Origin of the sequence: Lysinibacillus sphaericus (genome assembly GCF_002982115.1) — a bacterium.
In the GTDB taxonomy this organism is placed as follows: Bacteria; Bacillota; Bacilli; order Bacillales_A; family Planococcaceae; genus Lysinibacillus; species Lysinibacillus sphaericus.
The window spans coordinates 3,920,370-3,943,728 of sequence record NZ_CP019980.1 but is presented as its reverse complement, the minus strand read 5'-3'; the positions used below and the strand labels follow the sequence as shown (position 1 = coordinate 3,943,728).

Annotated in this window: 19 protein-coding genes; 14 read left to right on the top strand and 5 right to left on the bottom strand. The window is 38.7% G+C overall.

All coding sequences use genetic code 11. From position 1 onward, the window contains the following. The first annotated feature begins 21 nt into the window (after positions 1-21). The 8 genes from LS41612_RS19420 (at position 22) to LS41612_RS19385 (ending at position 13,311) form a co-directional block, all read left to right on the top strand. Positions 22-573: a type II toxin-antitoxin system RelB family anti-toxin gene (locus LS41612_RS19420; protein ID WP_024362509.1), complete on the top strand. Its 552-nt coding sequence runs from the start codon at positions 22-24 to the stop codon at positions 571-573. Positions 574-584: 11 nt separating this feature from the next. Then, a complete protein-coding gene (locus tag LS41612_RS19415; protein ID WP_029747216.1) occupies positions 585-1,208 on the top strand; it encodes a TVP38/TMEM64 family protein in 624 nt (207 codons plus the stop codon). A gap of 167 nt (positions 1,209-1,375) precedes the next feature. Next, entirely contained in the window at positions 1,376-4,885 is a 3,510-nt protein-coding gene (gene addB / locus LS41612_RS19410; RefSeq protein WP_024362510.1) for a helicase-exonuclease AddAB subunit AddB, read from the top strand. A 1-nt stretch (position 4,886) separates the two neighbouring features. Continuing rightward, the gene (addA, locus tag LS41612_RS19405) at positions 4,887-8,600 is read left to right on the top strand and encodes a helicase-exonuclease AddAB subunit AddA (protein WP_024362511.1); all 3,714 of its coding nucleotides are present in this window, start codon (positions 4,887-4,889) and stop codon (positions 8,598-8,600) included. Positions 8,601-8,760: 160 nt separating this feature from the next. Continuing rightward, positions 8,761-9,927 carry a DUF418 domain-containing protein gene (locus tag LS41612_RS19400; RefSeq protein ID WP_024362512.1) on the top strand — a complete coding sequence of 389 codons (1,167 nt, stop codon included), beginning with the start codon at positions 8,761-8,763 and terminating at the stop codon, positions 9,925-9,927. A gap of 123 nt (positions 9,928-10,050) precedes the next feature. Beyond that, entirely contained in the window at positions 10,051-10,953 is a 903-nt protein-coding gene (locus LS41612_RS19395) for a fumarylacetoacetate hydrolase family protein (protein WP_024362513.1), read from the top strand. A gap of 288 nt (positions 10,954-11,241) precedes the next feature. Beyond that, positions 11,242-11,610 carry a YisL family protein gene (locus LS41612_RS19390; protein WP_024362514.1) on the top strand — a complete coding sequence of 123 codons (369 nt, stop codon included), beginning with the start codon at positions 11,242-11,244 and terminating at the stop codon, positions 11,608-11,610. Between the two features lie 225 nt (positions 11,611-11,835). Next, a complete protein-coding gene (locus tag LS41612_RS19385; RefSeq protein WP_024362515.1) occupies positions 11,836-13,311 on the top strand; it encodes an alpha-amylase family glycosyl hydrolase in 1,476 nt (491 codons plus the stop codon). Between the two features lie 102 nt (positions 13,312-13,413). Here the strand turns inward: LS41612_RS19385 and LS41612_RS19380 are convergent, their stop codons facing one another. Together LS41612_RS19380 and LS41612_RS19375 are read right to left on the bottom strand one after the other, a co-directional pair. Next, a complete protein-coding gene (locus tag LS41612_RS19380; protein WP_024362516.1) occupies positions 13,414-14,271 on the bottom strand; it encodes a fatty acid kinase binding subunit FakB in 858 nt (285 codons plus the stop codon). A 239-nt stretch (positions 14,272-14,510) separates the two neighbouring features. After that, positions 14,511-15,320 (bottom strand): Cof-type HAD-IIB family hydrolase, encoded by an 810-nt coding sequence (locus LS41612_RS19375; protein WP_024362517.1) that lies wholly within the window; start codon positions 15,318-15,320, stop codon positions 14,511-14,513. Between the two features lie 124 nt (positions 15,321-15,444). On the opposite strand from LS41612_RS19375, the gene LS41612_RS19370 reads away from it, so the two are divergent. Then, entirely contained in the window at positions 15,445-16,209 is a 765-nt protein-coding gene (locus LS41612_RS19370; RefSeq protein WP_024362518.1) for a serine aminopeptidase domain-containing protein, read from the top strand. 53 nt (positions 16,210-16,262) lie between these two features. Further along, a complete protein-coding gene (locus tag LS41612_RS19365) occupies positions 16,263-16,571 on the top strand; it encodes a metal-sulfur cluster assembly factor (protein ID WP_024362519.1) in 309 nt (102 codons plus the stop codon). Between the two features lie 192 nt (positions 16,572-16,763). Here the strand turns inward: LS41612_RS19365 and LS41612_RS19360 are convergent, their stop codons facing one another. Further along, positions 16,764-17,459, bottom strand: a complete 696-nt coding sequence (locus LS41612_RS19360; protein WP_024362520.1) for a Crp/Fnr family transcriptional regulator — start codon at positions 17,457-17,459, stop codon at positions 16,764-16,766. Positions 17,460-17,715: 256 nt separating this feature from the next. Here LS41612_RS19360 and LS41612_RS19355 point away from each other — a divergent pair, with 256 nt between their 5' ends. Beyond that, entirely contained in the window at positions 17,716-19,842 is a 2,127-nt protein-coding gene (locus tag LS41612_RS19355; RefSeq protein WP_080653320.1) for an ATP-dependent Clp protease ATP-binding subunit, read from the top strand. A gap of 54 nt (positions 19,843-19,896) precedes the next feature. On the opposite strand, the gene LS41612_RS19350 is transcribed toward LS41612_RS19355, so the two are convergent. Continuing rightward, positions 19,897-20,091 carry a YjzD family protein gene (locus LS41612_RS19350; RefSeq protein ID WP_024362521.1) on the bottom strand — a complete coding sequence of 65 codons (195 nt, stop codon included), beginning with the start codon at positions 20,089-20,091 and terminating at the stop codon, positions 19,897-19,899. Positions 20,092-20,517: 426 nt separating this feature from the next. Between LS41612_RS19350 and LS41612_RS19345 the strand changes: the two genes are divergently transcribed. The 3 genes from LS41612_RS19345 to LS41612_RS19335 all read left to right on the top strand — a co-directional run bounded on the left by LS41612_RS19345 (position 20,518) and on the right by LS41612_RS19335 (position 23,056). Then, complete coding sequence (locus tag LS41612_RS19345) at positions 20,518-21,456, top strand: beta-ketoacyl-ACP synthase III (RefSeq protein ID WP_024362522.1); 939 nt, start codon at positions 20,518-20,520, stop codon at positions 21,454-21,456. 30 nt (positions 21,457-21,486) lie between these two features. After that, positions 21,487-22,728: a beta-ketoacyl-ACP synthase II gene (gene fabF, locus LS41612_RS19340; protein WP_024362523.1), complete on the top strand. Its 1,242-nt coding sequence runs from the start codon at positions 21,487-21,489 to the stop codon at positions 22,726-22,728. A gap of 97 nt (positions 22,729-22,825) precedes the next feature. Beyond that, on the top strand, positions 22,826-23,056 hold the full coding sequence (locus LS41612_RS19335) for a YuzI family membrane protein (protein ID WP_024362524.1): 231 nt from the start codon (positions 22,826-22,828) through the stop codon (positions 23,054-23,056). On the opposite strand, the gene LS41612_RS19330 is transcribed toward LS41612_RS19335, so the two are convergent. Further along, complete coding sequence (locus LS41612_RS19330; RefSeq protein ID WP_024362525.1) at positions 23,040-23,348, bottom strand: immunity protein CdiI family protein; 309 nt, start codon at positions 23,346-23,348, stop codon at positions 23,040-23,042. The genes LS41612_RS19335 and LS41612_RS19330 overlap by 17 nt on opposite strands. Positions 23,349-23,359: the final 11 nt, after the last annotated feature.

Below are 23,359 nucleotides of genomic sequence, written 5' to 3'. Positions count from 1 at the left end.
AACAGGAAATGGTGAGTCGTAATGGAACAAATGAGTCGAAATTTAGCTTTCCAATTAAAGAAAATACGGCAACAACGCAGTGTAAGTTTAGATGATGTAGCGAAGGCAACGGGGGTTAGTAAGGCACAGCTTGCCCAAATTGAAAAAGGTGAAGCGAATCCTACTGTTTCAACGATTTGGAAAATAGCCGCAGGTTTACGCATCTCTTTTTCATCACTTTTACAGCCGCCGATTGCCCATTTTATGAAATTTAGCAGTAAAAATGCACCACATGTCGATGAAGACGAAGGGCGTTATCGGGTCTATTCCATTATTCCTTATGATCCTGAACGAGGTTGGGAATTTTATAAAGTGGAAATGGAGCCTGGTGCAAGGAGTAGGAGTGAAGCCCATACAGAAGGGGTAGAAGAAACGGTAACAGTGATTCATGGACAAGCTGTTATTTCGGCTGGGGTTATGCATGAAACGATAACCGAAGGGGAAACATTGGTATTTTCGGGACATCAAGCACATGAATATCAAAATATATCAGAAGAACTTACGGTTTTACATGTAATCTTGCAATATAAATAGAGGTGGCAATAGTGAATGAATGGTTTACTGTAGAAAATATGGAACATATTGCGGCACAATATCGAACACTTGGACCAATAATGGGGATATTACTGCCCTTTTTAGAAGCGTTTTTACCTTTTTTACCATTGGTTGTGTTCGTCGTGGCGAATGCGAGTGCATTTGGGTTATGGATAGGGTTTTTGTTATCGTGGTTAGGTTCAGTAGCTGGTTCATATGCTGTTTTTTTGCTTGTACGTCACTTTGGAAAGCATCCGAAGCTCCGTTTTGTAACAGGCAGTAAAAAGGTACAAAAGTTTATTAAATGGGTGGATATGAATGGTATTAGCCCATTGTTTGTCTTACTATGCTTTCCGTTTACGCCTTCTGTAATAGTGAATATAGTAGCGGGCTTATCACATATTCATAAAAAATACTATCTAATTGTTTTATTAGCCGGAAAATTCGTCATGATTTTTGGCATGAGTGTATTGGGCTATGATTTAAAATCGCTTATCACGAGTCCGGTACGACTAATTAGTGCGGGTGTAGCTATCGTCTTACTATGGTGGATTGGCAAGCTAATGGAGAAGCGATTGAATGCTCGTGTAGAAAGAGATTTGAAACGTGGGCGAAAAATGACGAAAAATGAATAATCTTCTAGGCTGAATCTGCACATGCGGTCCCTTGTATCATGTAAAATGGTAGGAGGGTCTTTTTATTTCATTGCTTTAGTCGTTTTATATTGGCGATTACTAGGGAACGCTCACTACAAGTTTCTGAAGATAGAATATAATTTTTTAATGAATAGGGGGAAGCATGAATGACATTACGAATTGTATCAGGACGTGCAGGTACCGGAAAATCGGCTTATATTCATAGAGAAATAGTCGAACAATTAAATACCGATCCATTAGGTCACCCTATTTTTATCATTGTCCCTGACCAAATGTCTTATTCAACTGAATATGAACTGACAAATAGACATGGTTTGCACGGGCTCATACGTGCACAAGTGATGACGTTTAAACGCTTAGCTTGGCTTGTACTTCAAGAAACAGGGGGTATTGCTCGCCAAGAAGTAAATGGCTATGGTTATCGAATGCTTATTCGAAAATTGCTAGAAGAGCAGAAGAGTGATTTTTCGTTATTTCGACAAGCTGCTGGTAAGCGGGGCTTTACAGAGGAAATTGAAACGTTGTTACGCGAATTTAGCCGATATAGCGTGAACAGTTCAGTTTTAAGTGATGTAACAACCTCTTTAAAGGCTATTGATGCACCTCATACACTACAGGCGAAAATCAATGATTTATACATTGTTTTACAAGCATTAGAAGCTCGACTCGGTACAACTTATGTCGATAGTGAAGGCTATTACCCGATTTTAACCGAGCACTTAAAATTTTCTGAGACGATGAAACAGGCAACAATTTATATAGATGGCTTTACTGCCTTTACTGTAAGAGAGCTAGAGCTTGTAAAAGAATTACTAAAGGTGACGAAGCAAGTAACGGTTGTGCTACCGTATGATCATATGGAAGAAGCTAAAGATGAGCAGGCATTATTCAATGAAGCGGCAACTACAAGTCAACGCTTGCATGATATAGCATATGACAATGGCATTGAAGTCGAAGCACCGTTGCATTTTATCAAAACCCATCGATTTCAGTCAAAAGACTTACAGCATGTAGAAGCAACATTTGCGGATATGGTGCCCCAAACAGAAAAATCCACAGGTGATGTGAAAGTTTTTGAAGCCTCAAATCGTCGGGCTGAAATCCATGCCATTGCCCGGGAAATAACGAAGCTGACGAGGCAGGAGGGCTATCGTTATCAAGATATAGTGTTGCTGTATAGACAAGCAGATGTATACGATCCGCTAATTTCAACAATTTTCCAGCAATACGACATTCCTATTTTTGTGAATACAAAAAAAACGATGCTTCACCATCCGTTAATTGAATTTAGTCGATCTGCATTGGAAGTTGTTATTTCAAATTGGAAATATGAACCGCTTTTCAGAAGTGTGAAAACAGATTTATTTTTCCCACTACATGCTGATAACAGTGTTTGGCGTGAACGTGCTGACCGTCTTGAAAATTACTGTTTAGCGCAAGGAATTTACGGAGAGCGTTGGTTTGACGAATCTCGTTGGTTTTATAAAAAATATCGCGGGCTTGAATTCCATTCTCGTGTGCAAACAGACGAAGAACGTGCGATGCAGACAGAAATTGAGGCCATTCGCGACGAAATTCGCACACCATTAAAAGCGTTACAGGACAAGCTTATACTGGCGAAAACGGGTAGAGATGTGGCAACAGCGCTATTTGAGCTAGTAGAAGAAGTACAAGTATATGACAAGCTTCAAATCATGAAAGATCGTGAATTGGATAGAGGGGAGGCGTTAGCAGCAAGTGAGCATGATCAAGCGTGGAAAGAATGGATCGCCGTACTCGATCAGTTTGTTTACATGTTTGGCGAGCAAGAAATGTCGGTACAGGAAGCGGCAAAGATTTTAGATGAAGGTTTTGATACATTAGAATTCGCGCGTATTCCTCCAACTTTAGATGAAGTGATGGTGGCAACGGTCGATTTAGCGCGCCTATCGCAAATAAAGGTCGCCTTTGTTCTAGGAATGAACGATGGCGTCTATCCTACACGTCTGGATTATGAAGGTCTATTGTCTGATGTAGAACGTGAGTGGTTTACGCATATTGGCTATGAATTAGCACCGACATCTAAAAATCGGCTATTACAGGAAAACTTTTTATTGTATCGTGCAATAACTACGCCATCTGACAAGCTTTATATGACTTATCCAACGGCGGATGAAGAGGGGAAAGCTTTAATATCCTCGTTATATATAAAGAAAATTATAGGAAATGAAAAAACGGCAGGTCTTTTAAGTGGGGTAAACGTCGAGCGTGTTGTCATTGATCCGATAGAATTAATTGATGATAATGTATTGCCTTATATTCGCCATCCTCGTACAGCGTTAGCTCATTTAATGCTGCAATTAAGGCAAGCGGAGCATAGTCGTGAACTTGCACCAGAATGGGTTGCTTTACAAAAATATTATGAACAAGATCCATACTGGGCATTAATTTTACGTCGCCTGATGCATCCAATGACACATAAAAATGAGGCAGAACCGCTAGAAGGTTATATTACACAAGAATTATATGGTCGCAAGCTCACTTCAAGTGTGTCACGTATAGAAAAATACTTCCGTTGTCCGTTTTCTCACTTCACGACGTATGGGCTTCGTTTAGAGGAACGAGCAGAATATCGTTTAGAGACATTTGCAATGGGTGATTTGTTCCATGAAGCATTGAAATGGATTACCGAAGAGACGCACCGTTTACAACTGTCGTGGATTCGTTTATCAAAACAGCAAATTCAACAACTTGCACGACAGGCAGTAGAGCAAATTGTGCCCGTTTTCTCTCACCAAATTTTATTATCTAGTGCACGTTATCGTTATATTCAACGCAAGCTGATTCGCATTGTAGAGCGCACGATGATGGCACTGACACAGCATGCCAATGTGTCACACTTTAAACCAATTGCTATTGAAGCATCGTTCGGGCCAGGGCAGCATGAACAGCTACCGCCATTGGAAATTGATTTGCAAGGTGGCAAAAAAATGTACATGCGCGGTCGTATTGACCGTGTGGATAGTGCATCGATTGATGATCGCTCGTATTTACGAATAGTCGATTATAAATCGTCTGCTCGTGACTTAGATTTAAATGAAGTGTATCATGGCCTATCATTGCAGGTGTTAACATATTTAGATGTAGCGATGGAGAATGCATCCTATTGGTTATCTGGCGATGCAGAGCCTGCTGGTGTGCTTTATGTCCATGTCCATAATCCGATGTTAAAACTGGATAAGGACTTGAGTGACAGTGAGATTGAAGAAGATCGGTTAAAGCAATACAAAATGAAGGGACTTTTAACTGAAAATCCTGAGGCTATTTACTCGATGGATGAGCAGCTAGAGGAAGCGAGCGGGCATTCGCAAATTATTCCAGTTTATATGAAAAAGGATGGTACCCCTTCTGAATCACAATCACGCATCGTGCCCGTTAATGATATGAAAAATCTCCAGCATTTTGTCCGCCGTAAGCATCAAGAAGCTGGCAACGGCATTTTAGCAGGGGATACGGCTATAAGCCCTTATAAGCTAAAAGCAAAAACAGCGTGTGATTACTGTCAATTTGCAGCAGTATGCCAATTTGACCCATCTGATGGCAAACAAAGTTATCGTCAGCTACAGCAAGTAAAGCCAGTAGAAGTTGTCGAAAAAATTCGCAAGGAGATGAACTAACATGGTGCAGCAAATACCTGTCAAACCAGCGAATGTCACTTGGACGGATGATCAGTGGAAAGCGATTTATGCAAGTGGGCAAGATACACTTGTTTCAGCAGCTGCAGGCTCTGGTAAAACGGCGGTCTTGATTAATCGCATGATTGAAAAGGTTGTGGCAACAGAAAATCCAATGAATGTGGATGAACTTCTTGTCGTAACGTTTACGAATGCTTCCGCAGCTGAAATGCGTCATCGTATGGCAGAGGCGCTTGAAAAAGCAATTGCAGCAAATCCGACGTCGAGCCATTTGCGACGTCAGTTGAGCCTAGTCAATAAAGCGCAAATCTCGACATTGCATTCCTTTTGTTTAGCGATTGTTAAGCAGTATGCTTATTTGCTCGATATAGACCCAGGTTTCCGAATTGCTAATGAGGCAGAAATCGCCTTGCTCCGAGATGATATATTAGCTGACGTGCTAGAATCTGCCTATGATACAGATGACGAAGCGCGAATTCATGCAATCTATCAACTTGTCGATAGTTTTACATCAGATCGTGATGATCAAGCGATTGAAACATTAATAAGTAAGCTTTATGATACGTCGCGTGTCCATGCTGAACCACAAAAATGGTTAACGAGCTTACCAGAAAGCTATCAGCTAGCGGACGATGTGACAATAGATGATTTAGATTTATCTAAATATGTAAAGTTAACTGTAAAACATAGCCTTGAAGAAGCATTCGTTCTCATTTCTGAAATGCGTGCAATAACGCTTCAGCCAGATGGACCGGCTCCATATGCTGAAACCGCTGAAATTGATTTTGCAATGATTCAGGAAGGGATTCGTATCAGTCAAGAGGGCACATGGCAACAGCTATTTGATTATTTTTCAACAGTCAAGTGGTCGACATTAAAACGGGTATCCAAGGATGCTTTAGTCGATGTGGAGCTTCAAGAGCTAGCGAAGAAAAAGCGTGAGGCTGCTAAAAAAATAATGAATAAGTTAAAAGATACTTATTTTGTTCGTACACCTGCACGTTTGCTGGAAGAAATTAGACTGATGGCGCCAACGATTGCAACATTAGTTGACTTGACGTCTATTTTTAGCCAGCAATTCCGTCTTGCGAAATTAGAGCGAGGTATTATCGATTTCTCCGACTTAGAGCATTATGCCCTGCAAATCTTAACGGAAGAGGTAGAGGGCGAATTACAGCCATCGCCCGTTGCGTTAGATTTACAAAGACGTTTTAAAGAAGTGCTGGTGGATGAATACCAAGATACGAATATGCTACAGGAAACCATTTTACAATTGGTCAAGCTAGGCGATGAGCACGATGGCAACCTTTTTATGGTTGGTGACGTAAAACAAAGTATCTATCGCTTCCGTTTAGCGGAACCCAAACTTTTTATGCGGAAGTATGGGGAGTTTGTAGAAAATCCTGATACGACGGGGATGCGCATCGATTTGAATGCCAATTTCCGTAGTCGTAGTGAAGTTTTAAACGCAACCAATTTTGTGTTTGCACAAATTATGGATGAACGTGTCGGTGAAATACAATATGATGACAATGCTTCATTGAAGCCAGCAGCGCCGTATGATGCGAAAGAGGTACCTGTTGAGCTCGTAATTTTACATCCGCCAGAGGAAGAGGCAGCGGATGAAGAAATGGAAGAAAGTATAAGTGAAGCATCAGAGCTTGAGGAACTGAAGAAATCACAATATGAGGCACGTTTTATAATTGATCGCATTCGACAATTGATGGAAGAGGAAACAACGGTATACGATACGAAAACAAAAACAGAACGTCCTTTAAAATACAGTGATATTGTCATTTTAATGCGCTCTATGACGTGGTCTACAGATTTGGTCGAGGAATTTAAGTTGGCAGGCATTCCTCTTTATGCAGAGTCATCTAAAGGTTATTTCGATGCCTTAGAAGTGATGATTATGCTGAACACACTAAAAGTTGTCGATAATCCATATCAAGATATACCATTAGCTTCTGTATTACGTGCACCGTTTGTTGGCTTAACAGAAAATGAGCTCGCAAAAATTCGTTTAGCAGATACTAAAACACCGTTTTATGATGCATTAAGGCAATTTATACGCAGTGAAGGACATGGTGTGCAATCCGAAACATTTGAGAAGCTTCAACGTTTTATGTTGGCATTTGAAAACTGGCGAGATTTAGCACGTCGTGGCTCTTTGTCGGATTTAATTTGGAAAATTTACTTGGATACACATTATTATGAAATGGTTGGTGCCATGCCGAATGGTAAACAACGACAAGCAAATTTACGCATTTTACACGATCGCGCATTAATGTATGAAAAGACGGCGTTTCGAGGGTTGTTCCGCTTTTTACGCTTTATAGATAGAATGCGAACGCGTGGGGATGATTTAGGAACAGCAAAGTCGATTGGTGAAAAAGACGATGTAGTGAGACTTGTAACAATTCACTCATCCAAAGGTTTAGAGTACCCAGTTGTTTTTGTTGCAGGAATGGGACGGCCTTTTAACAAAATGGACTTCCACAATCCGTATTTATTTGACCAAGATTATGGGCTTGCAGTTAAAGCAATTGACCCTGAAAATCGGATTACCTATACTTCTTTACCATTTCTAGCGATGAAGGAGAAAAAAGAGCTGGAGATGAGAGCCGAAGAAATGCGGGTGTTGTACGTAGCAATGACGCGTGCAAAGGAACGACTTATTTTAATTGGCTCCGTAAAAAATTGGGATAAAACACTTGATTCCTGGCTGGACGCGCAAAACTTGCCTGTGGATGCTCCTTTGCAAGATTATTTACGCGCGCGTGCAAATAGTTATTTTGACTGGGTTGGGCCAGCTGTTGCGAGACATGCTGATTTTGCAGCTATTACAAGTACTTCGTATAAAGCAAGACAAGATCTCTCGCATTGGTGGGTAAGAGCCATTTCAACACATCATTTTATGTATGAAACGCAAGCGTTAGATGAAGATGTGCAACAGATGTTCACAACGCCAGAGGACGCAGCTCTGCTTGCAGAAATTACAGCTCGCTTCCAAGCTCAATATGCATATCAAAAATCGACACAGAAGCGTTCGAAAACATCTGTTAGTGAAATTAAACGTCTAGAAAGCTTACAACGTCTAGAGGAGCCAGAATACTATTTTACCGCTCCTAAAAAGAATAAGGGTACGATTGCCCCACGACCAACCTTTTTACAGGATAAGCAGCTTACAGGTGCGGAAATGGGGACAGCCATTCATACGGTCATGCAGCATGTACCACAATGTGGCTTTAGCACAGTGCAAGAAGTGGAGCAATTTGTCACTGAGTTAGTGGTAAAACAACTACTAACCGAGGCAGAGAGCAAGATTGTTCCGTGTGAGAAAATTTACCGTTTCTTTACAACCGATATTGGCCAACGTTTTAAAAATGCGAAGCAAATTCGAAGAGAAATGCCATTTACGATAAGCCGCGTGGATGAGGATGGCGACGCTCAAATTGTGCAAGGGATTGTCGATTGCTTGTTTGAGGATGTCTACGGTCACTGGATATTACTCGATTATAAAACCGACCGCATTGGGCGGCAATTTGTAGAGGAGCCGGCGTTATCGAAGGAACTTTTAGGTCGCTATGGGGTGCAACTACGTGTTTATAGCGAGGCACTTGAGTCGATTTTACACATACAAGTATATGAGAAAGTGTTGTACTTATTTGATATTGAGCAGGCGATTTATGCGTAGGGTCACTATCCTTTGCCTGTAAAATGAAGTATTCCTTTCAGCAATGTTAAAAACAATAGGCAAACTTCTGCGTGGAAAGTAAGCTTTTTCGAAGTTTACTGAAAGCGCAGAAGGATGCGCATTGTAGTTTAACGACTTAGAAAGAAGAGGAGGCTATTTTGTGAATTTGAAACCGACGATGTTGCAGGAACGAATCGCAACATTAGATATTTTACGTGGAATTAGCTTGCTAGGTATACTAGTCGTCAATATGTATGCTTTTTATTTGCCAATGCCACACATTGATTTAGCGTCATGGTTTACAACACCGTCAGATATTGTTTGGCAACAAAATTTAGATATTTATGTGCAAAGTAGTTTTTATCCTTTATTTTCCTTATTATTTGGTTATGGATTAGCGCTACAATGGCAAAAAGCTCAAAGTCGTGAACAAAACTTTTATGGAACAGGACTCCGAAGGTTAACTGTTTTATTTATGTTCGGTTTGCTGCATGCGCTCCTTATTTGGTGGGGAGATATTTTAATGATGTATGCCTTCTGTGGCGTTTTTCTGCTGTTGCTTTTACGTTTACATCCCATCTGGCTATTCGTAACGGGTATTCTTATCAATGGATTTATGCATGTTTTTATGTTGCTTGTAGTAGGTTATATTAACTTTAATACGGAGATTGAAACGTACTTGGATATTACTGGTGTGGAAAAGGCAATCACAGCCTATGGCACAGGTAGTTGGATGGATGCCTTTTTACAGCGTTTATCTGACTTATCTATTCAAGCGGGAATCGGGATGTGGATTGCGTCATTATTTACGATATTACCGTATATGCTAATAGGTGCAGCTGCCTCCAAATGGCATTTAGTAGAACGTTCAAAAGAGCTGAAATGGCTGTGGCTAGCACTTGCGATAGCTGGGTTGGCACTTGGTATATTCTTGAAGAGTGTACCTATCCTATTTACACGTACGTATTTACTTGATTATATAAAGGTCTATATCGGTGGGCCGATTTTATCAGTTGGCTATATTGGCCTTGTTGTTTTACTTTGTCTGATTCCAGTCATACCAAAAATACTTAGTCCTTTTGCAAAAATTGGACGCATGTCGTTAACGATGTACATACTGCAATCCATGATTGGCACATTTATATTTTATCAATTTGGATTAGGTTGGTATGGGAAAGTAAGTGTAGCTACAGGTGTATTAATTGCTATCGGTATTATTGTCGTGCAAATGATTTTTGCAGAAATTTGGCTTACAAAATGGAAGCAAGGCCCATTAGAGGCAATTTGGCGTAAGTTAACATATAAGACGAAAACTGAATCAAGCTAAATTTTGTGCTTAACATGCTTAATTAATAGAGAATTAGCAACATTAAAAATTGTTATCGTAAAAGTAAGGTAATTTATATCATATTGTTGTATCATGTAGAAAAAAGAAGGAGCTCTTAAAATCATGAAAATTTTATCATTTAAATTAGGTGGACATGTAAGTTTTGGACCAAAAGTAAAAAAAGAAGAAGCGGTATGGGATGTACTCGCTATTCAAAACGAATTACAAGTTCTCCCTTCTTTTTCAAGTTCAATTGTTGATGGCATTGCTTTAGGCTTCGATTTTGTTGAACAAATTCGTAAATTAGTAGAAGCAGCGGAAAAATCAGACCGTGCGAATAGCTTCAAGCGTGAATTTACAGTGATTGAATGGTTATCTCCAATTCCGCGCACACCAAAAAATATTATGTGTATTGGCAAAAACTATGATGAGCATGCAAAAGAAATGGGTGCAGAAGCAGCACCAATCGATTTAATGGTATTTACAAAATCGCCAACTGCTATTGCGGCTGATGGTCAAACACTATCAATCCATGCAGATCTTTCTTCAAAAATGGATTATGAAGGGGAACTTGCAGTAGTCATTGGTAAACGTGGGAAAAACATTCCGAAAAACTTAGCCTTTGACTATGTATTTGGCTACACAATTGCGAATGATATTACAGCACGTGATCTTCAAGATAAACATAAACAATTTTTCTTAGGTAAAAGCCTAGAAGGCACATGCCCATTAGGACCATACCTTGTAACAAAGGATGAAATTCCAAATCCGCAAGAGTTAACAGTTGTTACAAAAGTAAATGATGAAGTACGTCAAAATGGTACAACGAAAGATATGATGTTTACGGTCGAATCGCTCGTATCGATTTTATCGCAACATGTAACGCTAGAGCCAGGTGATGTGATTTTAACGGGTACACCAGCAGGCGTTGGTAAAGGCATGAATCCTCCGCAATATTTAAAAGCGGGTGATACCGTGAAAGTATCCATTCAAGGTATCGGTACGTTAGTTAATCATTTTGAATAATATAGCTAGTCCGCGTGAGTGTAAGCTCCGCGGATTTTTTAATTTGACTCAGCACAGCTCATCACTTTTCTAAGGTGGACGAATAGCAAATAACTAACAGAAAGCTCACTTAAATCAAGCACTGGTAGCTGTCATAGATTTTTTTATTAAGCAAGTTCGAAAGTCTGGAATCCATGACGTTTAGACGTAAATTCATTCAATTTTGTGAACACAACTTGTAATATTTGAAACCATTACCACTGCATGATAGGATAGAGTTTGATAGAAAAAAAATGAGGTGGGACAAAAATGGATTTTTTAACTAACCAAACACATTTGCACATTACAACTTGGGTAGTTGGCATCGTAATCTTTTTAATTGCAGCACTTAGTGGTAAGCAGTCCAAAGGCTTACATATGTTATTACGTTTATTCTACATTTTAATTATTATTACTGGCGGGGCATTATTTATTGAAGCGATGAAATTCGGTCAAGGAATGCTTTATGGCTTTAAATTTTTAGGCGGTATTTTCGTTATTGGCATGATGGAAATGGTGTTAGTTCGTCAAAAGAAAAACAAGCCAACAACAATGTTCTGGATTTTATTTGCAGTATTTTTACTCATTACAATGTTCTTAGGATTCAAGCTACCAATGGGATTCAATTTCCTTGCATAATGTTTAATAAAAGCCGTGAAGTTGTTGCTTCACGGCTCTTTTATTTTCTTGAAGTGCCAGACACCAGAACGATTCTGAAATTTCTGTGTTTTTAGGTTAACTTAATTTGACACCTTTTTGTCGTAATTCATTTTGCATTTCGGTAAAATATTTTGAAATGATAGCAACGTTACTGTTTTATTTGGTAAAATGACGTTGGATTGGTTTGAAAGAGAGGGAATAAAAGTGAAATTTAAGAAGTGGATAAGCGCGACAGCTGCATCGCTTTTACTGGCAACTTCATTAATAGGCGCAACACCTGCACACGCGGATGAAGTACAAAAAAGAACGATTGCTGAAGAAAGCATTTTTGATTTACTCGTTGACCGTTTCTTTAATGGCTCAGGCACTAACGATTATGATACAAATACGCAAGACCCAACGAAATTTGCAGGTGGCGACTTCACCGGTCTACTAGATAAACTAAAATTTATTGGCGAAATGGGCTATACAATCGTATCCATTGGGACAATTTTTGACACAGAAGTATACGATGGTTCTATGCCAACGAGCTATAGTACAATCGAAGAGCATTTTGGAACAGCAGAAGAATTCCAAAGTGTGGTGAAGGCCTATAAAGAAAAAAATATGTCAATGATGGTGGACTTTCCTTTAAATAATGTAAGTCCTAATCATGAGTGGGCAAAAGATGCAGCAAAGCAAAACTGGATTGCCTCAACAAATAATGGGCACATTCAGTGGGATTTAACGAATAAAGATGTTCAAGCTGCTTTAATCGAATCAGCAACAGAATTTGTTTCTACATATGATGTGGGTGGCTTACGTTTAACGAATATTGCGGATGCTGACACAGCATTTATTAATGACATGATTAAGGCGTTAAAAAGTACCAACAAATCGTTATATGTGATTTCGAATGAAGAAAGTGATGCGAATTTTGATGCATCCTTCTCACCAGCTACAGCAGAGATTTACCGTAATATTTTCAAAAATGTAGATCAGGACTCTTCAAAGCTAATGGAGCCTCTTGCTGGTGAAAAGCCAACGCAAATTATGATTGATTCATTACAAACATATCGCTTTACATTTGATTCTGCTTCTGAAAATATGTTCCCACCAACACGATTGAAGATGGCGATGGGTGCGTTATTTATGCTGCCTGGTATTCCAGTTGTTCAGTATGGTACCGAAATTGCCATGAATGGGGAAGAGAAACCTGACACGCATCAATTATACAATTTCAAAACAGATGAAGAGTTAATTGACTATATTAAAAACGTACAGTCATTACGTAACCAATCAGCGACATTACGAAAAGGTGATTTCGAAGTTATTACAAATGAAAATGGTTTACTTGTGTTTACGAGAAAATCCGATGAAGAGCAATGGATTATTATGGTGAACAATACAGGAAAAACACAACGTGTCGATTTAACACCAGATCAAATTGGTGAGGGTAAAATGCTAAACGGTATTTTACAAGAAGAAAAGGTGCGAATTAATGAAAAAAATGTTTATCCAGTAATACTAGACCGTGAAATCGTAGAAATTTATCAAGTGAAGGACGATGAGGGGCTAAATGTTCCTTACATGGTTGCGCTTGGATTGGTCTATGTTGTATTTATTGGCTTCGTTATTATTATTATTAAACGAGGAAAAAAACGTCGTCAACAACAAGACGCTGCCAGTGAAAATAACTAATTGAAAAAGTGTTAGATTGATTGCAATCAATCTAACACTTTTTTGCTGTGCGCGTAGTTGCCTGCAATGGCGATTTGTAAGTAGACTTCTACCAGCTTCACACTACGCTTGATAACTTTTATTCGTAAAGAAAATTGCAATTGTACCAGGCCCAACATGGGAGCCAATAACAGAGCCAATCATTGTCATTTGGACTGCTTTTGGTGCAAATCTTTCTTGTATGGATGCTTTTACTTCGTTAGCAAAGGCCAAGTCATCACTATGGCTAATTCCGACAATTTTATCTGCAAAATTGCCACCACGCTCTTGCATTAAATCCAACATACGCGCAATGGCTTTTTTACGACCACGTGATTTTTCAATCGGTACGAGTTTACCGTCCTCTACGTTCAAAATAGGCTTTATGCTAAGTAGTCCACCAAGAAAGGCACTCGCTTTCGAAACACGACCTCCTTTTGCAAGGTAATCTAAATCTTCCACTGTAAACAGGTGCTCCATCTGTGAAGCGAGTAATTGTATTTTTGTTTCGATTTCATCAAGCGAAGTACCTGCTTTTCGAAGTTGCACAGCTTCTTCAACGACTAAGCCATAGCCTAATGAGGCACATTTCGAATCGACTATTGCGAGCTGTAATGTTGGATATTGTTCAAGTACTTGGTTGCGAATCATTAAAGCTGTACTATACGTACCTGATAATTCAGATGAAAAGGCGATGTAGATACCTGGCTCTCCGCTTTTTGCTAAGCTTTCGAACTGTTGCAGAAAGAGCTCTGGTGAAACTTGCGATGTTTTTGGATGAGCCCCTTGGCGAATAGCATCATAAACTTCTTTCGAATCAATCGACAAGACATCATCATATTCATGGTTATTTACTTGTACACGTAGCGGAAGTAGAATGACATCATTCTCTTCGTAGTATGACTTTGGTAAATCACAGCCACTATCAGTAAAAATTTTCATCATCTTGACCTCCTAAAAAACTGTATTTACTAGACATGCTGGTATTATCTATTTCGTCCTGATTTACAATAATAGCATTAGGATTCGCTTTTCTAAATCTAGAAGCTTGCCAAAAGCTATAACTTTATTTACTAGACGTATAAGCATTCAAGTGTACAAATAAAAATCAAATTTTACAAGCATTAGAGATGAAAAGCTTCTACAGAATAAAGTTTGAATAACTGGAAATGATACTTTAACTATGATAATTTTAAGCGTTCAATAAGTATTTTAGCAATGCCATCTTCATTATTTGTTGTTGTAATTTCGTTGGCAATGTTTTTTAAGCTAGGGATTCCATTCCCCATAGCGACTCCAATACCTGCATAATCAATCATTTCTAGATCATTGTCCTCATCGCCAAAAGCGATAATACGTTCACGTGGAATACCTAAATCTTTCGCTACATGTGAAATACCCACTGCTTTATTTAAGCCACGGCGAACAATTTCAATAATGTGGAGTGGAGCACCCCAACGACGATGTTCAATCACTTCAGCATGGACAGCTTGTAAATGGTCGCGAATAATCATAGAATTTACTTCGTTTGCTTGAATTAGTAGACTCGTTGGATTGACTAATAGATTTGTCGAAATATCACCCAATGTAATTTTGGGATTGCCCATGTTAAAAATATTTAAAATCCGGTCATCCTCCGTGTGCACATAGATGTCGTCCTTCACTTCAGCAATTATATTTTCATACTCATAGTGATTGACCGAACCAACCACTTCTTTTACAACGCTTAAATCAATCGGTGTATGCATGGTTTGCCAAGCAGCATTTTTAGGGTGGTGGACATAGGCTCCATTAAAATTAACAATCGGTGTTGTTAAACCAAGCTCATGATAGTAGATGTCACTTGCACGATATGGACGACCTGTGGCAATCATAACTTGATGCCCTTGTTCCTTAGCCTGCAATAATGTTTTTTTAGTTTTTGAAGAAATTTGTTGTTGGTCCGTTAATAACGTACCGTCTAAATCTAAAACGATTAAATGCTGTTTCATAGCTTGTTGCCCCTTTCCTATATGTTTGAATAGTATCGCTTTGTTATCCGTTCGTCAAAATTTTGTCACATTGAAAAAAGTTTGCTAACATAAAAATGTCAGACAAAAGTTGGGAGTGACAAGAATGTTTGTAAAGACTGAAATATGGGGACAGATTCCTTTGTTACATATATATACAGACAATATGAATGAAAAAACCCCAGTAGTTATTTTCTTACATGGCTTTATGAGTGCAAAAGAACATAATTTACATTATGCTTATCAGTTGGTAAATAAAGGGGTGCGTGTCCTACTACCAGATGCAAAATTCCATGGTGCACGTAGTGAAGGATTAACAGAGACTCAAATGAATTTACATTTTTGGGACATTGTCTTAAATTCTATTCATGAAGTAAAACAATTATATAAAGAATTAAAGAATAAGCAACTTGTAGCTAGCGATAAAATTGGTGTAGCCGGTACTTCAATGGGAGCCATCGTTACATCTGGCTGTTTAAAGCTTTATGATTGGATACAAACTGCGGCAATATGTATGGGTAGTCCAACTTTTATTAAACTAGGAGCCTATCAATTACAGCAATTGGCTAAAAGTGGTGTAAAGTGGCCGATGTCAGAACAAGAAGTACAAAAAACAAACGCACTTCTCGCAACGTATGATATTAGTTTAACACCGGAACAGTTTGCTGGACGACCTGTGTTCTTTTGGCATGGTGAGCAAGATAAAACCGTACCATTTCAGGATACGTATGATTTTTATTGTTCATTACGTGCATACTATGAAGAAAATCCGAGCAATTTAAAATTTATTGCAGATAAACATGCTGGTCATGCCGTGACACGTGATGGTATGCTAGCAGCAACGGAATGGCTTGCACAGCATTTGGCATAATAAGAAGCATCTGCTATGATTAAGTTAACACTATGTTGGAAGGAGAAATACAAATGGATCAAGATATGAAAGACAGCATGCTAAGTGCATTAGAAAATGTAATTGACCCTGAGCTTGGTATTGATATCGTCAACTTAGGTTTAGTATATGATGTAGAGTTAGATGACGAAGGTTTAGCGACCGTTACAATGACACTGACTTCAATGGGATGCCCAATGGGACCAGTGATTGTTGATCAAGTGAATACAGCTTTAAGTGAACTACCAGAAGTGAAAAGTACAAATGTCAATATTGTATGGAATCCACCTTGGTCAAAAGATAAGATGTCTCGCTATGCGAAAATGGCTTTAGGCGTTCGTTAGTGTTTTCTTCTAGTGAATAAAAAATCCCTGCTTGCACATAACTGTAAGCGGGGATTTTATATTTAGCTTCCTTCATTTTTTATTAACAGGCGGAATGTCGGATATACACGGGCATTCTGAAGGGAATTAGTTCAAGCCCCCTGTGAATATATGAAGAAAAAACCAAGATGCAATAAAAGGCTAATTGTTAAATCAATCAATACGGCAAATTTGCAATGGACAATTTTCACAAGCAATTTCATCTTTTAAATATTGCAAATCTATAATCGTAATATAGCCTTTTTCGAAGGATAGAATATGATGCTTTTTTAAATCGTTCAACATACGGTTAATCATTTCTCTACTTGTTGCACACAAATTCGCAATCTCAGAGTTTGTTAATGGAAAATCAATAAAAATTGACCCATCTTCTAATGGCTTACCGTACGTATTCGAAAGGCGAATAAGCGTTGAAAATAAAGCACCTTTTTTACCGTTTAATACTAAATCGCGTAGACGACTTTGGTATTTTAAATTTTCTGTTTGCAACCACTTCATATACTCTACCATTAATTGCGGTTGCTCAACTAATAGGTGCTCTAATGATTTACGACTTAAGACATATAACGTGGAAGATTCTAAAACTTTTGCCGTCATCGAAAAATACGTGAGGTTACAAAATAATGAACCCTCGCCAATTATACTATCAGGACCGCAAATTCGAACGGTTAATTCTTTGCCGCTCTCGGTTTCCTGACTAATCGAAATAGCGCCTGTTTTAATATAATATATTTCTTTAGCACGTTCTCCTTCTAAGAAAATTTTACTATCCTTATTCACTTTGATGAAAACGCCATTATTTTGAAAAAGAGCCTTTATTTTCTCTTGTGTACTATCCTTTAGTACCATATATCAAACACATCTCTTTCTTTTTGTAATAAAAATTACCTGTATTACAAAAGGATGATGATAATCATTTCGATATACTAAAACAACGAAACATACCACTATTATAGCGTAATTTCCCATTGGCCAGTGTAAAATTTTTGAGCTTTTTTTTTGCTTGGCTTTGTCGATTGTTGTAAAATAAAGTTAGTCAAAAAAGGTCAAACTTTCATAAAACAAAATTAGGATAAAAATATGAAAAGGGAAGAGGAGTGCTATTATGCAATTTCAACAAACAGATGATAAAAAACCATTAGAGCAATTTGGTCGTAACTTAGTCGAAGAAGTAAAAAACGGCAAAATGGATCCCGTCATTGGGCGTGATGAAGAAATTCGTAATGTCATTCGAATTTTAACACGTAAAACAAAAAATAACCCTGTGTTAATTGGTGAACCTGGGGTTGGTAAAACAGCCATCGTAGAAGGCTTGGCACAACGTATTGTTAAAGGTGATGTGCCAGAAGGTTTAAAAGAGTGCGTGCTATATGAGCTGGATATGAGTGCATTAATAGCTGGTGCAAGTTATCGTGGGCAATTTGAAGAACGATTAAAAGGTGTGCTAAAAGAAGTGAAAGAATCTGAAGGGCGCATTATTTTATTTATCGATGAAATTCATACAATTGTTGGTGCGGGTAAAACGGATGGTGCAATGGATGCAGGTAATATGTTAAAGCCAATGCTTGCACGTGGTGAACTTCATTGTATAGGAGCGACTACATTAGACGAATATCGTATGTATATTGAAAAAGATCCTGCTTTAGAACGTCGCTTCCAACAAGTGCTTGTACGTGAACCATCTATTGAAGATACCGTTTCGATTTTACGTGGTTTAAAAGAACGTTTTGAACTACATCATGCAGTGCGCATTCATGACCGAGCAATTGTAGCTGCTGCTGAGCTTTCAAATCGCTATATTACGGAACGTTTTTTACCAGATAAAGCGATTGATTTAATCGATGAGGCATGTGCGATGATTCGAACAGAAATTGATTCAATGCCACAAGAGCTAGATGCGGTGACTCGTCGTATTATGCAGTTAGAAATTGAAGAACAAGCATTGCGTAAGGAAAAGGACGAGGCGAGTAAAAAACGCCTTGAACAATTACAAGAAGAGTTAACAAAGCTTAAAAGTTCATCAGAAGGCATGCGTCAACAATGGGAAGCAGAGAAAGAAACACTGCAAGGTATCCAGAAAAAACGTGAGTCACTAGATAAGTACCGTCGTGATTTAGACGAAGCGGAAAGTAAATATGATTTAAATAAAGCAGCGGAATTACGACATGGGAAAATTCCTGCACTTGAAAAAGAAATTCAAGAAATGGAAAAGCAATTAGAAAACGGTAGTGAGACACGTATTTTACGTGAAGAAGTGACTTCGGAAGAGATTGCTTCTATTGTATCTCGTTGGACAGGTATCCCTGTTACAAAGTTAGTTGAAGGGGAACGTGAGAAATTATTGCGTTTAAAAGATACGTTACATGAACGGGTGGTAGGGCAAGACAATGCTGTTCAACTCGTTACAGAAGCGGTTTGGCGTGCAAGAGCAGGCATTAAAGACCCACATCGTCCAATTGGTAGCTTCTTATTCCTAGGGCCAACGGGTGTTGGTAAAACAGAGCTAGCTAAAGCACTTGCTGCACAGCTATTTGATTCAGAGGAGCATTTTATTCGTATTGATATGAGTGAATATATGGAGAAACATAGTGTATCACGTCTCGTAGGTGCACCTCCAGGCTATATTGGCTATGAAGAAGGCGGTCAATTAACAGAAGCTGTTCGCCGTAATCCATATTCTGTCGTTTTACTCGATGAAATTGAAAAGGCGCATCCAGATGTAGCGAACATATTATTGCAAATTTTAGATGATGGTCGCATTACAGATAGTCAAGGACGAATGGTTAACTTTACAAATACCGTTGTAATTTTAACATCTAATATTGGTTCTAGCTATTTAATGGAGGCACAAAAAGATGATCCGGCAGTAGAAGATTTAGTGATGGCAGCATTACGTCAACACTTTAAACCAGAGTTATTAAACCGAATGGATGATATTATTCTGTTCCATGCGTTATCAGAAGAACATTTTACAGCGATTGCTTGGAAATATGTTGAGCAGCTTGTAAAACGTGTAGCTGAACAGGAAATTACGTTAGATGTCGCACAAGACGTCATAGATTGGGTTGTCGAGCAAGGTGCAGATCCACAGTTTGGGGCTCGTCCGTTAAAACGATTTGTGCAACGTTATATTGAAACAGCGGTTGCCAAGGAGTTATTACGTGGTGAAGTACTGCCTGGAGAAACTTTGCATATTAAAATGTGTGATGGTCAGTGTGTAGTGGAAAAATAATAAATAGAAAAAAACCTGTCTCGCACTAGGCGAGACAGGTTTTTTATAATTTGATTAATGATGGTCTGCAGCTTCTGGAGTTGGCTCGTTTGGAATGATTGCGCCAATAACAAAAATTAGTACAGAGAATACAACTGAAAGAATCGCACCAGTTTGGAAATCAAATGGTACTCCGATTACAGCACTTACTACGTAGTTTAACATGGAAACTAGTAAGAATGACCATATGAACGTTACGATATATTGCATTAATTTCACCTCAACCGAACTATTTTATTACATATACATTATCATATCATAACATAAGTCGAAAAAAAAAGAACCTTTTATCAAAAAGTGATGTATTGTGTTTTGTGATTTATGGCAATTTTGTCACAACAAAGTAGTAGAGTAGAGTAGCGCAACGCAAATTGTTTATGGCGATTTGCATGGTTTTAGTGGTGCAACGTAAAGTGTTCGTAGCGATTTGCACAGTTTTACCAGCGATTCACAAAGTCCCTGCTGTACAGAACAGAAGTGTCACCAACGAAAACGTGAATTGAACTATCGAAAGCTATGTGAAGTACAAGCATTTGCTATACTAATTTTAAATCATCTTGCACCATTCCTTAATTATGAGTTATAATTATGACCAGTTACTAATAATTGATAGTAAGAAAGCAGAGGGGTTGCTATATGAACGCAGGTATTATAGGTTTAGGCAGATACGTTCCTGAAAAGGTCGTGACGAATTTTGACTTAGAAAAAATTATGGATACGTCGGATGAATGGATTCGAACTCGTACTGGAATTGAAGAACGTCATTTTGCTGCAGATAATCAAGAAACTTCAGATTTAGCAGTAGCTGCTGCGAAAGATGCTATAGCCAAAGCAGGTATTACGCCTGAAGAAATAGGATTAATACTTGTAGCAACTGTAACGCAAGATCAAACATTTCCTAGTGTAGCATGTATGGTTCAAGAGCAAATTGGTGCGGTAAATGCAGCAGCAATGGACCAAGCAGCGGCTTGTGCAGGATTTATATATAGCTTAGTGACAGCAAAACAATTTGTAGAATCAAATGCTTATAAATATGTCTTAGTAGTAGGTGTTGAAAAGCTGTCAAAAGTCATTAATTGGGAAGATCGTAATACGGCTGTTTTATTTGGTGATGGTGCTAGTGCTGCCATTGTTGGCCCAGTATCAGAAGGTAGAGGGATTTTATCATTTGAGCTTGGGGCAGACGGTACAGGCGGCAAACATCTATATTTAACGCAACAGGATACAATTGCGATGAACGGTCGCGAAGTATTTAAGTTTGCTGTACGCCAAATGGGTGAATCAGCAGTAAATGTATTAGATAAAGCAGGTTTAACAAAAGAAGAAGTTGATTTTTTAATTCCGCATCAAGCGAATATTCGAATTATGGAATCGGCACGTGAACGTTTAGCATTACCAGCGGAAAAAATGTCAAAAACGATTCACAAATATGGCAATACATCGGCTGCTTCTATTGGTATTTCTTTAGTAGAAGAGCTTGAAGCAGGTAAGATAAAAGATGATGATCTATTAGTACTTGTCGGTTTTGGCGGTGGCTTAACATGGGGTGCCGTTGCATTAAGATGGGGAAAATAAAAACGATAATTGCTTGAGAGGAGTAAGACAATGAGTAAACGACGAGTAGTAATTACAGGAATTGGCGCAGTAACACCACTAGGTAATAGCATCGAAGAAACATGGGCAAACATTAAAGCTGGTAAATCAGGCGTTGGTGAATTAACACGCTTAAATAAAGACCTATTCGCTGCAAAAATCGCGGCTGAAGTAAAAGACTTTGATATTGAAAAGTATATTGAACGTAAAGAAGCTCGTAAAATGGATCGTTTCACGCACTATGCACTAGCTGCGTCAATTATGGCGATGGAAGATGCACAGCTTACAATTGATGAAGAGTTAGCACCGCGTGCAGGTGTATGGATTGGCTCTGGTATCGGTGGTATGGAAACATATGAACAACAATTTCTAACATTCCAAGAGCGTGGCGCACGTCGTGTTAGTCCATTCTTTATTCCAATGATGATTCCAGATATGGCTTCAGGTCAAGTATCTATTCACTTTGGTGCGAAAGGAATCAACTCTTGTTCAGTAACAGCTTGTGCATCAGGTACGAACTCAATCGGTGATGCATTTAAAGTAATTGAGCGTGGAGATGCAGATGTGATGATTTCTGGTGGAGCCGAATCACCAATCGTGACGATGGCAGTGGCAGGCTTCTGTGCAAATACAGCATTATCTTTAAATACGGATCCTCAAACAGCTTCTCGACCATTTGATAAAAACCGTGACGGCTTTATTATTGGTGAAGGTGCCGGAATTGTTATTTTAGAAGAATATGAACATGCAAAAGCGCGTGGCGCAAAAATTTATGCTGAAGTTCTTGGCTACGGTTCAACTGGCGATGCGCATCATATTACTGCACCAGCTCCAGAAGGTGAAGGTGCTGCACGTGCAATGACGCAAGCATTACAAGATGGTGGCGTAGACCCTTCACAAGTAGGCTACATTAATGCACACGGAACAAGTACACCGTACAACGATTTATTTGAAACACAAGCTGTAAAAACTGCCTTTGGTGAACATGCTTATAAATTAGCAATGAGTTCTACTAAATCGATGACAGGTCACTTATTAGGTGCTGCTGGTGGTGTTGAAGCTATTTTTACAGCACTAGCATTGAAAGAGGGCATTTTACCTCCAACAATTAACCTAACAGAGCCAGACCCTGAGTGCGATTTAGATTATGTACCAAATGAAGCGCGTAAGGCGAACATTGAATATGCAATGAGTAATTCTCTTGGTTTTGGTGGTCATAACGCAAGTCTATTATTCAAAAAAATAGAGGAATAATGAAAAAACGTCAGCCTAATTTACAAGGCTGACGTCTTTTTTTAAAAGTTAGCGAATAGAAAAGAAAGTAAGAAGAAATAGAAAGGATGCCGTTTATTTGTTTCGTCTTTTTATATTTTTAATGAGCTATGGCTTAATGATACTTTCTATCGGCAATTTAATTTTATATTTGAACTATCGGACACTTGGTTATTCTTGGTCAGTAGTCTTAAAATTTATCATGCATACAACTGAGTTTTATATCGCCATTGGAGCTTGTATTGTTCTTTGTAGTGTTGTGCTCGACTTTGGTTTCGATAAAACAGCGAATCTTAAAGATAAGGCTTGAATATCACAGGCATGGCGAATGCTTCTGCTACTTTTTTGGCCAAGTCTTCACCTTGTACATCATGGCTTTTCGCTAAAGTATCCATACCATCAATAAATGAATCTGTTTCAAGGTCAATCCATTCGCCGAAGTTACACATCCATGTTGTCAGCTCCGTTAATAGGGACTCGTCTAAAGGCAGTTGCTCTAATTCTAAATTGGCGTGACAATGGCCACACCATAATGGATCTGCACCAAAGTCACCTTCTAATAGAAGGGTTTTGATTGTTTGATGACAATGTTCACAGAGCATATGTTAATTCC

Bases quoted from the DNA above. Each gene is read 5' to 3' on its own strand.
- LS41612_RS19420 (WP_024362509.1), top strand. From the start codon at position 22: ATGGAACAAATGAGTCGAAATTTAGCTTTCCAATTAAAGAAAATACGG.
- addB (WP_024362510.1), top strand. From the start codon at position 1,376: ATGACATTACGAATTGTATCAGGACGTGCAGGTACCGGAAAATCGGCT.
- addA (WP_024362511.1), top strand. From the start codon at position 4,887: ATGGTGCAGCAAATACCTGTCAAACCAGCGAATGTCACTTGGACGGAT.
- LS41612_RS19395 (WP_024362513.1), top strand. From the start codon at position 10,051: ATGAAAATTTTATCATTTAAATTAGGTGGACATGTAAGTTTTGGACCA.
- LS41612_RS19390 (WP_024362514.1), top strand. From the start codon at position 11,242: ATGGATTTTTTAACTAACCAAACACATTTGCACATTACAACTTGGGTA.
- LS41612_RS19380 (WP_024362516.1), bottom strand. From the start codon at position 14,271: ATGAAAATTTTTACTGATAGTGGCTGTGATTTACCAAAGTCATACTAC.
- LS41612_RS19375 (WP_024362517.1), bottom strand. From the start codon at position 15,320: ATGAAACAGCATTTAATCGTTTTAGATTTAGACGGTACGTTATTAACG.
- LS41612_RS19370 (WP_024362518.1), top strand. From the start codon at position 15,445: ATGTTTGTAAAGACTGAAATATGGGGACAGATTCCTTTGTTACATATA.
- LS41612_RS19365 (WP_024362519.1), top strand. From the start codon at position 16,263: ATGGATCAAGATATGAAAGACAGCATGCTAAGTGCATTAGAAAATGTA.
- LS41612_RS19360 (WP_024362520.1), bottom strand. From the start codon at position 17,459: ATGGTACTAAAGGATAGTACACAAGAGAAAATAAAGGCTCTTTTTCAA.
- LS41612_RS19355 (WP_080653320.1), top strand. From the start codon at position 17,716: ATGCAATTTCAACAAACAGATGATAAAAAACCATTAGAGCAATTTGGT.
- LS41612_RS19350 (WP_024362521.1), bottom strand. From the start codon at position 20,091: ATGCAATATATCGTAACGTTCATATGGTCATTCTTACTAGTTTCCATG.
- LS41612_RS19345 (WP_024362522.1), top strand. From the start codon at position 20,518: ATGAACGCAGGTATTATAGGTTTAGGCAGATACGTTCCTGAAAAGGTC.
- fabF (WP_024362523.1), top strand. From the start codon at position 21,487: ATGAGTAAACGACGAGTAGTAATTACAGGAATTGGCGCAGTAACACCA.
- LS41612_RS19330 (WP_024362525.1), bottom strand. From the start codon at position 23,348: ATGCTCTGTGAACATTGTCATCAAACAATCAAAACCCTTCTATTAGAA.